Origin of the sequence: Pseudomonas sp. ChxA, assembly GCF_030263855.1 — a bacterium.
GTDB classification, from domain to species: domain Bacteria; phylum Pseudomonadota; class Gammaproteobacteria; order Pseudomonadales; family Pseudomonadaceae; genus Aquipseudomonas; species Aquipseudomonas fluorescens_CB.
In genome coordinates this window covers 1,173,115-1,185,719 of the sequence record NZ_JARPMK010000002.1, presented here as the reverse complement: position 1 = coordinate 1,185,719, position 12,605 = coordinate 1,173,115, and the positions used below count along the sequence as shown (strand labels likewise).

The window sequence follows — 12,605 nt, the reverse complement described above, 5'->3', positions numbered from 1 at the left end:
TGTTGCCGTGATCGACCCCGATGGTTTCCGTCCTAATGTCGGGATTATTCTTACGAATGATGCCGGACAGGTGCTATGGGCTCGCCGAATCAACCAAGATGCCTGGCAGTTTCCTCAAGGCGGAATCAACCCCGACGAAACCCCTGAAGACGCCTTGTACCGTGAGTTGAATGAAGAAGTCGGCCTTGAGCGCGAAGATGTGCAAATTCTGGCCTGTACCCGAGGCTGGTTGCGCTATCGTTTGCCGCAACGCCTGGTACGTACCCACAGCCAACCGCTGTGCATCGGCCAGAAGCAGAAATGGTTTCTTTTGCGCCTGATCTCCAACGAGCAGCGGGTGCGGATGGATTTGACCGGTAAACCGGAGTTCGATGGCTGGCGCTGGGTCAGCTATTGGTACCCGTTGGGCCAGGTGGTGACATTCAAGCGCGAGGTTTATCGTCGCGCTCTCAAAGAGCTTGCCCCGCGCCTTTTAGCGCGCGACTGACGACGGAGTTCGACCCCGAGCCATGCTCAATACGCTGCGCAAGATCGTCCAGGAAGTTAACTCCGCCAAGGATCTCAAGGCGGCGTTGGGGATTATTGTGTTGCGCGTCAAGGAAGCCATGGGCAGCCAGGTCTGCTCGGTTTACCTGCTGGACCCAGAGACCAACCGTTTTGTGCTGATGGCCACCGAGGGCTTGAACAAGCGCTCCATCGGCAAGGTCAGCATGGCGCCCAATGAAGGTCTGGTGGGCCTGGTGGGGACGCGTGAAGAACCCCTGAACCTTGAAAACGCGGCCGATCACCCGCGTTATCGCTACTTTGCCGAAACCGGTGAAGAGCGCTACGCCTCGTTCCTCGGCGCACCGATCATTCACCACCGCCGCGTCGTCGGCGTGTTGGTCATCCAGCAAAAAGAGCGTCGCCAGTTCGACGAAGGCGAAGAAGCCTTCCTCGTGACCATGAGCGCGCAGCTTGCCGGGGTTATTGCCCACGCCGAGGCGACCGGTTCGATCCGTGGCCTGGGCCGTCAGGGCAAGGGCATCCAGGAAGCCAAATTCGTCGGCGTGCCAGGTTCGCCGGGCGCTGCGGTCGGTACGGCGGTGGTCATGCTGCCACCGGCCGACCTCGATGTGGTGCCGGACAAGACCGTCGACGACATCGACGCTGAAATCAAACTGTTCAAGACCGCTCTGGAAGGCGTGCGCGCCGACATGCGCAACCTGTCGACCAAGCTGGCCACGCAACTGCGCCCCGAAGAGCGCGCGTTGTTCGACGTGTACCAGATGATGCTCGACGACGCGTCCCTGGGCAACGAAGTCAAAACCGTGATCAAGACCGGCCAGTGGGCACAGGGCGCGCTGCGCCAGGTGGTCACCGATCACGTCAACCGTTTCGAACTGATGGACGACGCCTACCTGCGTGAGCGCGCCTCGGATGTGCGCGACCTCGGCCGCCGTCTGCTGGCCTACCTGCAGGAAGACCGCACCACCAACCTGGTTTACCCCGACAACACCATCCTGATCAGTGAAGAACTGACCGCCACCATGCTCGGCGAAGTGCCAGAGGGCAAACTGGTGGGTTTGGTGTCGGTATTGGGTTCGGGTAACTCCCACGTTGCGATCCTGGCTCGGGCCATGGGTATTCCGACGGTAATGGGCCTGGTGGACCTGCCGTATTCAAAGGTCGACGGCATCGACATGATCGTCGACGGCCATCGTGGCGAAGTCTTTACCAACCCCAGCGAGCTGCTGCGCAAGCAATACGCCGAGGTGGTGGAAGAAGAGAAACAACTGGCGCTGGGCCTCGATTCGTTGCGCGAACTGCCGTGCGTAACCCTCGATGGCCACCGTGTGCCGCTGCTGGTCAACACCGGCTTGCTGGCCGATGTGGCCCGAGCGCAACAGCGCGGCGCTGAAGGCGTGGGGCTGTACCGCACCGAAGTGCCGTTCATGATCAACCAGCGTTTTCCGAGCGAGAAGGAGCAGCTGGCGATTTATCGCGAGCAACTGTCCGCCTTCCACCCGTTGCCGGTGACGATGCGCAGCTTGGACATTGGCGGCGATAAGTCACTGTCGTATTTCCCGATCAAGGAAGACAACCCCTTCCTTGGCTGGCGCGGCATCCGTGTAACCCTCGACCACCCTGAAATTTTCCTCGTCCAGACCCGTGCCATGCTCAAGGCCAGCGAAGGCCTGAACAACCTGCGCATCCTGCTGCCGATGATCTCCGGCACGCACGAGCTGGAAGAGGCGCTGCACCTTATCCACCGCGCCTGGGGCGAAGTGCGCGACGAGGGCGCCGACGTACCGATGCCGCCGATTGGCGTGATGATCGAAATCCCGGCGGCGGTGTACCAGGCCAAAGAGCTGGCGCGGCAGGTGGACTTCCTGTCGGTCGGTTCCAACGACCTGACCCAATACCTGCTGGCGGTAGACCGCAACAACCCACGGGTGGCCGACCTCTACGATTACCTGCACCCGGCGGTGCTGCAAGCCTTGCAACATGTGGTGCGCGACGCCCATGCCGAAGGCAAACCGGTAAGTATCTGCGGCGAAATGGCCGGCGACCCGGCGGCGGCGGTGCTGTTGATGGCGATGGGCTTTGACAGCCTGTCGATGAACGCCACCAACTTGCCGAAGGTAAAGTGGATGTTGCGCCAGGTTGAACTGAGCATGGCCAAGGACCTGCTGGCCGAGTTGATGACCATCGACAACCCGCAAGTTATCCACAGCTCGCTGCAACTGGCGCTGAAGAACCTGGGGCTGACACGGATGATCAACCCGGCATCTGCGAAAACCCTCTAAACCGCTATCGCAGGCAAGCCAGCTCCCACATTTGACTGTGTTCGCAGTTCAAAATGTGGGAACTGGCTTGCCTGCGATAGCGTCAGTCCAAACATCATCAAATGTTCAGCTCTACTTCACCCAACCGCCCACCCAGCGGCCCGAAACTACGCTCCACCATCCGCCGCGTCCCATCGGCATTCACAATCAGCGCCGTACTCGCCCGCGTCCCATAACTGGGGCTGGCGATAAACACGCTGGAGAGCAGGCTCTCGGTCGCCAAGCCCACGCCGGTATCCGGCAAGTCGGCAAATGGCGCAGTCTGCGGGTCGCTCAAAATATCCAGCAAGGCCTGCGGCTGCGGGTTCTCCAGCAACTCACTCAACGCCGCCCTGGCCTTGAGCAATTTGGGCCAGGGCGTATTCAGCCCGGCATTCGACAGCCCATAAACCCCAGCCTCCAACCGCGTAGGCTCGGTCTGATTGGCGTTGTAATGCCACAGCTCATCCCGCGTACCCACCAGCAGGTTAAACCCGGAATATTCAATCGAACGGCCATTAACATCAGCGAGATAGTCGTCAATGGGCAGCGATCCACTGAGAAAACGCGCCACCAACTCCCCGCGTGACTTGCGCGCCGGTGGCTGGTGCGGGTCGCGAATATTGGTCAGCGCAGCAAAACGACCGTCGGCGTTCACCCCAAGCCAAGTACCGCCCGCCTCCTGGTCGCGACCGGCGTAGACATGCGGCGCATCCGGCCACTGAGCCAGCGGCAGGCTGGGGCGGGCGTAGAACTCATCACGGTTGGCCGCGACAATCAGCGGCTGGGCGTGGCCCGGCCGCCAGGCGAAAACAATCAGGCACATAGGCGTTCCCTTTGTGTTTTGCTCACTCTACCCATACAACGGATGGCTATCCATCGTATCGAAGTTGGGCCGAGCGCCTTCCATCCGTTAACATGCTGGGCTACTGGGCGCGTGTTGACTTTTAATTTCGAAACGGCGGCTTAATTTGAAATTGCGGCTGTAACGCAGGCTTAATCCCACACCGGCATGGTCCGGTGCGCCATGACTAATGATTTAACGAGGAGTCGCAATGCTGCCTTACCCGCAGATCAACCCGGTGGCCGTGGCCATCGGTCCGCTGCAAATCCACTGGTACGGGTTGATGTACCTGATCGGCATCGGCGGTGCCTGGCTGCTGGCTTCCCGGCGCTTGAACCGTTTCGACCCGACCTGGACCAAGGAGAAGCTCTCCGACATGGTCTTCTGGATGTCGATGGGCGTGATCGTCGGCGGACGCCTCGGGTATGTGCTGTTCTACGATCTTCCGGCCTATATCGCCAACCCGACGCTGATTTTCGAAGTGTGGAAGGGTGGCATGGCGTTCCACGGCGGCTTTGTCGGTGTGATGATCGCCGCATGGTGGTTCGGCCGCCGCAACGGCAAGTCGTTCTTCCAACTGATGGACTTCGTCGCACCGTTCGTGCCGATTGGCCTGGGCGCCGGGCGTATCGGTAATTTCATCAACGCCGAGTTGTGGGGCAAACCGAGCGACGTGCCGTGGGCCATGGTGTTCCCACCCTTCAGCGACCCGGCGCAACTGCCGCGCCACCCGTCGCAGCTCTACCAGTTCGCCCTGGAAGGTGTGGCGCTGTTCCTGATTCTTTATATCTTCTCGCGCAAGCCACGCCCAACTATGGCGGTTTCCGGCATGTTTGCGTTGTTCTACGGGATCTTCCGCTTCATCGTCGAGTTCGTCCGCGTGCCGGATGCGCAGCTGGGCTACCTGGCGTGGGGTTGGCTGACCATGGGGCAGATCCTCAGCATGCCGATGATCCTGGCGGGCCTGGGCCTGCTGTGGTGGGCTTACAATCGCCCGCAAGGCATCAAGAACGCAGCGCTTTAAATTCGAATGCCGAGGCTTTTGCGAGCCTCGGCTTCTTTGATACGGGTAAAAACATGAAGCAATATCTCGAACTACTGAACGACGTCGTGACCAATGGATTGACCAAGGGCGATCGCACCGGCACCGGCACCAAAGCCGTGTTTGCCCGTCAGTATCGGCATAACTTGGCCGACGGCTTCCCGCTGCTGACCACCAAGAAGCTTCATTTCAAAAGCATCGCCAACGAATTGATCTGGATGTTGAGTGGCAATACCAACATCAAGTGGCTGAACGAAAACGGCGTGAAAATCTGGGACGAATGGGCCACCGAAGACGGCGACCTCGGCCCGGTATACGGCGAGCAGTGGACCGCCTGGCCCACCAAGGACGGCGGCACCATCAATCAGATCGACTACATGGTCGACACGTTGAAGAACAACCCCAACAGCCGTCGCATCCTCTTCCACGGCTGGAACGTCGAATACCTGCCGGACGAAACCAAGAGCCCGCAGGAAAACGCGCGCAACGGCAAGCAAGCCCTGCCGCCGTGCCACCTGCTGTACCAAGCGTTTGTGCATGACGGCCATCTGTCGATGCAGTTGTACATCCGCAGCTCCGATGTATTCCTCGGCCTGCCGTACAACACCGCCGCGCTGGCGTTGCTGACCCATATGCTGGCCCAGCAATGCGACCTGATCCCGCACGAGATCATCGTCACCACCGGCGACACCCATGCCTATAGCAACCATATGGAACAGATCCGCACCCAGCTGGCGCGCACGCCGAAGAAGCTGCCGGAACTGGTGATCAAGCGTAAGCCGGCGTCGATCTATGACTACAAGTTCGAAGACTTCGAGATTGTGGGCTACGACGCCGATCCAAGTATTAAAGCCGACGTCGCCATCTAAAGACCGCCTCGGTCAAAAATGTGGCAACTGGCTTATGTGGGAGCTGGCTTGCCTGCGATAGCCATAGGTATCTACACAACGTTTGAAGGCAGCCAATTTCTCCTGTGGCGAGCAGGCTTGTCCTGCGTTGGGCTGCGAAGCAGCCCCTAACCCAGACGCTGAGTTCTTTCAGGAAAAATGCGCTGCCTTTACTGGGGCCGCTTCGCAGCCCAACGCAGGACAAGCCTGCTCGCCACAACAACCCACCTGTCGCAGACTTCGTGTTAACCGGTTGTGTAGATACCTATGCTGCTATAGCGGAGTGTCAGGCGATACAAATGCCTCTGACCCACCGCCATCGCAGGCAAGCCAGCTCCCACAGTTGTTTTGTGTGCACCTTAATGCCCATGGCTTCTGCCCACATGCGAAGGCTCGGCCTCGCTGGCCGCCACACTGCCGCTGACCTCCAGCCGCTGCAAAATCCCGCATTGATCCAGATCCGGTCCGCCGCCGCAGCGTTGGCGCAGGTCGAGCAATTGCACCTGCAACGCCAACAGCCCATCGATCCGCGCTTTCACATGGTGGATATGCTCGTCGATCAACGCATTCACACTCTCGCACTGGTCCTGCGGGCTGTCGCGTAGCCCCAGCAGGCTGCGGATTTCTTCAAGCGTCATGTCCAGGCTGCGGCAGTTGCGGATAAAGATCAGCCGTTCGGTGTGCGCCTGGGTGTACACGCGATAATTGGCGTCGGTGCGTGCCGGTGGCGGCAGCAGGCCTTCTTTCTCGTAATAACGGATGGTTTCCACCTGACAATCGGTCAGTTTGGCCAATTCGCCGATCTTCATCGCAGCAATCTCCAAATGGGTGCTTGACCCTATAGTGGCTACAGGGTCTTTACTTGGCAACAGGCACCTTTACGGACGCGACAGAATGAGCGATTCCATCCACACCCCGAAAAAACATGATCACCCGCACGATCATGCTCATGCTCATGACCATGCTCATGACCATAGCCACGAACATGGACACGACCACGGCGCCAAGCTGACGCCGGTCAAAAAGCATGAGCATGGCAGCCATGGCGATTCCTGCTGTTCCAGCAAGGCAGCGCCTGCTGTGGTCACGCTGGACGAAGCGCCGACGGCCGGCTCGCGCCTGAGCACCTTTCGCATCGAGGCCATGGACTGCCCCACCGAGCAGACGCTGATCCAGAACAAACTGGGCAAGCTCGCCGGTGTGCAGCAGCTGGAATTCAACTTGATCAACCGCATCCTCGGCGTCACCCATGACCTGCCGAGCACTGCGCCGATCATCGCGGCGATCAAATCCATCGGCATGCAGGCCGACCCTATAGAAGAGGGGACGCCTGCTGCCGCGCCGCCTGCCAAGAAGCATTGGTGGCCGTTGGCGGTGTCCGGCGTAGGCGCGTTGGGCGCCGAGGTGCTGCATTTTACGGGTGTGGCACCGACCTGGGTGATTGCCCTGGTGGCGCTGGTGTCGATCCTCAGCGGCGGCCTCACCACCTATAAGAAGGGCTGGATCGCCCTGAAAAACCTCAACCTGAACATCAACGCGCTGATGAGCATCGCGGTGACCGGCGCGATCCTGATCGGCCAGTGGCCGGAAGCGGCCATGGTGATGTTCTTGTTCACGGTGGCTGAGCTGATCGAAGCCAAGTCTCTGGACCGTGCGCGTAACGCCATCAGCGGCTTGATGCAGATGACGCCGGAACAGGCTACGGTGCAGCAGGCCGACGGTTCGTGGCTCGAACAGGAAGTAAAAAGCATTGAATTGGGCGCTATCGTGCGGGTAAAACCCGGCGAACGCATTGGCCTGGACGGTGAAGTCACCGCCGGTCAATCCACCATCGATCAGGCGCCGATCACCGGCGAAAGCCTGCCGATTGAAAAGACCGTGGGCGATAAAGTCTTCGCCGGCACCATCAACCAGGCCGGTTCCCTTGAATACAAGGTCACCGCAGCGGCCAACAATTCGACCCTGGCGCGCATCATTCACGCGGTGGAGCAGGCCCAGGGCGCACGGGCGCCGACCCAGCGCTTTGTCGACAGCTTCTCGAAGATCTACACCCCGGCAGTCTTCCTGTTTGCCTTGGGCGTGGCGATTATCCCGCCGCTGTTCATGGCCGGCGTGTGGTTCGACTGGATCTACCGCGCCCTCGTATTGCTGGTGGTCGCGTGCCCATGCGCCCTGGTGATTTCCACCCCGGTGACCATCGTCAGCGGCCTGGCGGCTGCGGCGCGCAAAGGCATCCTGATCAAGGGCGGCGTGTACCTGGAGGGCGGTTACAAGCTCGACTACCTGGCCCTCGACAAGACCGGCACCATCACCCACGGCAAACCGGTGCAAACCGATTACCTGGCGCTGTTCCCCAACGTCGAAGACAGCGCACCCGCCCTGGCGGCCAGCCTGGCCGGGCGCTCCGACCACCCGGTGTCGCTGGCCATCGCCAAGGCAGCTGTGGATAAAAATCTGCCAAGCCACGTTGTGGATAACTTCGAGGCGCTGGCCGGTCGCGGTGTGCGTGGCGACATCAATGGCGAAACCTACCACTTGGGCAACCACCGTCTGGTGGAAGACCTGGGCCTGTGCTCGCCGGCGTTGGAAGAAAAGCTGTTCGCCCTGGAAAAACAAGGCAAGTCCGTGGTACTGCTGCTCGACAAGTCCGGGCCGCTGGCGTTGTTCGCCGTGGCCGACACGGTAAAAGACAGCAGCCGCGAAGCTATCCAGCAACTGCACGAACTGGGCATCAAGACCCTGATGCTCACCGGTGACAACACCCACACCGCCCAGGCGATTGCGGCGCAGGTTGGCATCGATCAGGCCCAGGGCGACCTGCTGCCCACCGACAAGCTGCAAGCCATCGAAACCCTCTACGGCCAAGGCCACCGGGTGGGCATGGTCGGCGACGGCATCAACGACGCTCCGGCCCTGGCCCGCGCCGAAATCGGCTTTGCCATGGCCGCAGCCGGCACCGACACGGCGATCGAGACCGCTGACGTGGCGTTGATGGACGATGATCTGCGCAAGATTCCGGCATTCATTCGTCTGTCGCGGCAAACGTCGAGTATCCTCAAGCAGAACATCGCCCTGGCGTTGGTGATCAAGGCGATCTTCCTGGCGGTCACCTTCTTGGGCATGGCGACCATGTGGATGGCGGTGTTCGCGGACATGGGCGTAAGCCTGCTGGTGGTGTTCAATGGTCTGCGCCTGTTGCGCAAATAGAGGATGAGAGGGCGGTGTGCTGAGTGCTGAGTTAAAGGCGTTTTTTATGGTCGCCCGCCTGGGCAGCATTACCCAGGCGGCGAAAAAACTCGGCTTGAGCCAGCCCACCGTCACTACCCAGATTCGCAACCTGGAAAGCCAATACGGCGTTGAACTGTTCTACCGCGGCGGGCGGCGCCTCACTGTCAGCGACGACGGCGCGCGCTTGCTGCCGATGGTCAAGGTGCTGTTGCAGCAGGAAGCCGATATCGAGTTTTTCCTGCGCAATACTGGCCAGGTCCAGGGCGCCTTGAGGATTGCCGCCACGGCGCCGTACTACATCCTTGATCTGGTCAAAGCCTTTCGTGAACGCCTGCCCCATGTGGACGTCTCGGTGGAAATCGGCAATTCCCAACAGGTGCTCGAGGCGCTGGACGATTATCGCGTCGATGTCGCGGCCTCCTCGCAACTGCTCGAAGACCCACGCCTGATCCGTCGCGTGCTGGGCACCGACCCGCTGGTGCTGGCGGTGCATCGCAATCATCCCCTGGCCAAGCTTGAGCATGTGCCGCTGAGCGCGCTGGCCGGGCACACCTTGCTGATGCGCGAGGCCGGTTCCACCACGCGACGGCTGACTGAAGATATGTTGCACGGCGCTGGCGTGAGTTACGGGCCGTTACTGGAAATCGGCAGCCGTGAGTCGATTCGTGAAGCGGTGCTGCGCAATATCGGCATCAGCATCATCGCCCGCCAGGAAGTGCCCCATGACCCGCAACTGCGGGTGCTGACCATCGAGAATGCACCGCAGATTCCCGAGTATTTGTACTGCCTCAAAGAGCGCAAAGGCGCGCGGTTGCCGGCGGCGTTTCTGGGGTTGGCGCAGGAAATGTCGCCACTCTGATCGTGTCGCGCCACAAGGGGAGCCGGTCCTACACAAATCCACCAATACCACTATCACTGCCTTTTGCCTTTCTGCCACAAGAGGGACGCATTGCCCGCCTAGCATGACCTTCATCAGTTTGATGAGGTGCCTTGCATGAACACAGCCCTGACCCAACCCGGCGCGCCAATGAAGGTGCGCGGTATCCAGAAACGCTTCGGCGCCTTCACCGCGCTGGACAACGTGTCCCTGGAAGTCGCTGCCGGCGAGCTGGTGTGCCTGCTAGGCCCGTCCGGCTGCGGCAAGACCACCTTGCTGCGCTGCATCGCCGGCCTGGAGCGCCAGGACAGCGGTGAGCTTTACCTGGGCAACCGCGATGTGTCCCTGCTGCCGCCGCAGGCGCGGGACTACGGCATTCTGTTCCAGTCCTACGCGCTGTTTCCCAACCTGACCGTCGAAGCGAACATCGGCTACGGCCTCACCGGCAGTGGTCGCGACGAAGTGCGCAAGCGTGTCGGGCAGATGCTTGAACTGGTCGGCTTGGTCGGCAGCGAAAAAAAATACCCCGGCCAACTCTCCGGCGGCCAACAACAGCGCGTCGCCCTGGCTCGCGCCCTGGCACCGGCGCCGTCATTGCTGCTGCTGGATGAGCCCATGTCGGCCCTCGACGCCCGTGTGCGCGAGCATCTGTGTACCGAGCTGCGCCAATTGCAGCGGCGCCTGGGCATTACCACGCTGATGGTCACCCACAACCAGGACGAGGCCATGCTGATGGCCGACCGCATCGCCGTGATGAACAACGGTAAGGTCGAGCAGTACGCCACGCCTCAGGAAATTTACGACCGCCCGGCCACGCCGTTCGTGGCGGAGTTTGTCGGCCAGGGCAACTGGCTGCCGTTCAGCCGCAGCAGTGACAGCCATGCCCAGGTCGGCGGCTTGCACATGCGCCTGGATGACAGCGCCAGCAAGGCCAGGTCCGGCCGCTTGTTCTGCCGCCCGGAAGCCATCAGCGTCAACCCGCTGGTGCATGAAGAAAACCTGTTCCCGGCCAAGGTCCGCGAAATAACCTTCCTCGGCAACCGCTGCCGCATGAGCTTTGAGCTGGAGCAATTGCCTGGCCACCCGCTGTTGGCCGAACTGGCCCCCGAAGCCATGCCGCGCCTGGGCGCGCAGGATATCTGGGTGGCTTTGCCGCCGCGCAGCCTGCAGGTGTTTGCCTGAGATGGCTGCTGATATGAGTCTGCCGATACCCGACCACGTGGCTCGTCAGGTTTCCCGCGCTGAGCTTGGCGACCGCATTTTTGTTGTCGGCGGCAAGCTGCTTTGGTTACTCCTGCTGGGCATGGCGGTGTTGTTGCCGTTGCTGGCGATCTTCTGGCGCGGCTTCAGCAGCGAAGCCGGGCAGGGCGGCGGGCTGGTCGCGGCGCGGGAGCTGGTAACCAGCGAAAACTTCCATTGGCTGTTGGGCAATAGCCTGAAAGTTTCCCTCAGCGTGGCGGCCATCGTCGTACCGCTGGCCTACCTGTTTGCCTACGCACTGCAACGCACGCTGATCCCCGGCAAGCCGATCTGGCGCGGCCTGTCACTGCTGCCATTGATGGCCCCGTCGATGTTGCCGGGTATTGCGCTGGTCTATCTGTTCGGCAACCAGGGCATGTTGCGTGGTTTGCTCTCGGACAATATCTACGGCTTCTGGGGCATTGTGCTGGGTGAAGTGATCTACACCTTCCCACACGCCTTGATGATTCTGCTGTCGGCGCTGTCCCTGGCGGATGCGCGCCTGTTCGATGCCGCCTCCAGCATGGGCGCCAGCCCGGCCCGAGCGTTTCGCAGTATTACCTGGCCGGCCACGCGTCAGGCGGTATTCGCGGCGTTTTGCCTGGTGTTCACCCTGACCATCACCGACTTCGGCGTGCCCGTGGTGGTGGGTGGCGATTATCAGGTATTGGCGCTGGAAGCCTACAAGGCGGTGGTCGGCCAGCAACAGTTCGGTCGCGGCGCCTTGATCGGCATGGTGTTGTTGCTGCCGGCGCTGTTCAGCTTTGCTGTGGATGCCTGGCTGCGCCGCCGTCATGGTGACGCCATGAGCGGCCGCGCCCAGGTGTTCCAACCGGCGCCGTCGCGCTTACGGGATGGCTGCTACCTGGCGATTGTGCTGTTGATTTGCGCCGTGTTGCTGCTGGTGTTCGGCATGGCGGTGTACTCCTCGCTGGTGAAGTTCTGGCCGTACAACCTGTCTTTATCGCTCAATCACTACCAGTTTGAAGACACCGCCGGCGGCGGCTGGCTGGCGTATCGCAACAGCCTGACCATGGCGCTGTGCACCGCGCTGATCGGTAGCGTACTGATCTTCACCGGCGCCTACCTGATGGAAAAGACCAAGGGCCAGAAAGGCCTGAACCTGGCGCTGCGCATGCTCAGTTTTGTGCCGATGGCCGTGCCCGGCTTGGTGCTGGGCCTGGGTTACGTGTTCTTCTTCAACCTCAACGGCAACCCGCTGCACGTGTTCTACGGCACCATGACGTTGCTGGTGGTATGCACCATTGCGCACTACCTGACCACCGCGCAAATGACCGCAACCACCGCGTTGCGCCAACTGGATGCCGAGTTCGAAGCCGCTGCGCTGTCTCTGAAGGCACCGCTGTACCGCCACTATCTGCGCGTCACCGTGCCGATCTGCCTGCCGGCGTTGCTGGACATCGTGCGCTATCTGTTTGTGTCGGCGATGACCACCGTGTCCGCCGCAATCTTCCTCTACAGCCCCGACACCATCCTTGCCGCCGTCGCCGTGTTGAACATGGACGACGCCGGCAATGTGGGCGGCGCCGCGGCCATGTCGACCCTGATCCTGTTCACGTCGGCCGGCGTCTCGCTGCTGCTGGCGTGGGCCTCACGTGGCGCCTTGCGCCGCTCCCAAGCCTGGCGCCAAACCGCGCCCGGCCAATAAAAATCCCTGAAG

At 61.2% G+C, this 12,605-nt stretch carries 10 protein-coding genes; 8 read left to right on the top strand and 2 right to left on the bottom strand.

Annotated features, from left to right (window positions below; genetic code table 11):
• Positions 1-7 precede the first annotated feature (7 nt).
• The gene (locus P5706_RS31215; protein WP_003176750.1) at positions 8-487 is read left to right on the top strand and encodes an RNA pyrophosphohydrolase; all 480 of its coding nucleotides are present in this window, start codon (positions 8-10) and stop codon (positions 485-487) included.
• Positions 488-509: 22 nt separating this feature from the next.
• Positions 510-2,789: a phosphoenolpyruvate--protein phosphotransferase gene (ptsP, locus tag P5706_RS31210; RefSeq protein ID WP_017139499.1), complete on the top strand. Its 2,280-nt coding sequence runs from the start codon at positions 510-512 to the stop codon at positions 2,787-2,789.
• 97 nt (positions 2,790-2,886) lie between these two features.
• Here the strand turns inward: ptsP and P5706_RS31205 are convergent, their stop codons facing one another.
• Positions 2,887-3,633, bottom strand: coding sequence for an NRDE family protein (locus P5706_RS31205; RefSeq protein ID WP_285684255.1), 747 nt, complete (start codon positions 3,631-3,633; stop codon positions 2,887-2,889).
• Between the two features lie 229 nt (positions 3,634-3,862).
• Between P5706_RS31205 and lgt the strand changes: the two genes are divergently transcribed.
• Positions 3,863-4,675 carry a prolipoprotein diacylglyceryl transferase gene (lgt, locus tag P5706_RS31200; protein ID WP_017139497.1) on the top strand — a complete coding sequence of 271 codons (813 nt, stop codon included), beginning with the start codon at positions 3,863-3,865 and terminating at the stop codon, positions 4,673-4,675.
• A gap of 53 nt (positions 4,676-4,728) precedes the next feature.
• Positions 4,729-5,562 carry a thymidylate synthase gene (locus tag P5706_RS31195; protein ID WP_017139496.1) on the top strand — a complete coding sequence of 278 codons (834 nt, stop codon included), beginning with the start codon at positions 4,729-4,731 and terminating at the stop codon, positions 5,560-5,562.
• 377 nt (positions 5,563-5,939) lie between these two features.
• Here the strand turns inward: P5706_RS31195 and cadR are convergent, their stop codons facing one another.
• Positions 5,940-6,389, bottom strand: a complete 450-nt coding sequence (cadR, locus tag P5706_RS31190; protein WP_053258516.1) for a Cd(II)/Pb(II)-responsive transcriptional regulator — start codon at positions 6,387-6,389, stop codon at positions 5,940-5,942.
• A gap of 85 nt (positions 6,390-6,474) precedes the next feature.
• Here cadR and P5706_RS31185 point away from each other — a divergent pair, with 85 nt between their 5' ends.
• The 4 genes from P5706_RS31185 to P5706_RS31170 all read left to right on the top strand — a co-directional run bounded on the left by P5706_RS31185 (position 6,475) and on the right by P5706_RS31170 (position 12,593).
• Positions 6,475-8,787, top strand: a complete 2,313-nt coding sequence (locus tag P5706_RS31185) for a heavy metal translocating P-type ATPase (protein ID WP_285684250.1) — start codon at positions 6,475-6,477, stop codon at positions 8,785-8,787.
• A 16-nt stretch (positions 8,788-8,803) separates the two neighbouring features.
• Positions 8,804-9,667 carry a LysR family transcriptional regulator gene (locus P5706_RS31180; protein WP_285684248.1) on the top strand — a complete coding sequence of 288 codons (864 nt, stop codon included), beginning with the start codon at positions 8,804-8,806 and terminating at the stop codon, positions 9,665-9,667.
• Between the two features lie 135 nt (positions 9,668-9,802).
• Positions 9,803-10,867 (top strand): putative 2-aminoethylphosphonate ABC transporter ATP-binding protein, encoded by a 1,065-nt coding sequence (locus P5706_RS31175; protein WP_058422030.1) that lies wholly within the window; start codon positions 9,803-9,805, stop codon positions 10,865-10,867.
• A 1-nt stretch (position 10,868) separates the two neighbouring features.
• Positions 10,869-12,593 carry a putative 2-aminoethylphosphonate ABC transporter permease subunit gene (locus tag P5706_RS31170; RefSeq protein ID WP_200430465.1) on the top strand — a complete coding sequence of 575 codons (1,725 nt, stop codon included), beginning with the start codon at positions 10,869-10,871 and terminating at the stop codon, positions 12,591-12,593.
• The last annotated feature ends 12 nt before the right edge of the window (positions 12,594-12,605 follow it).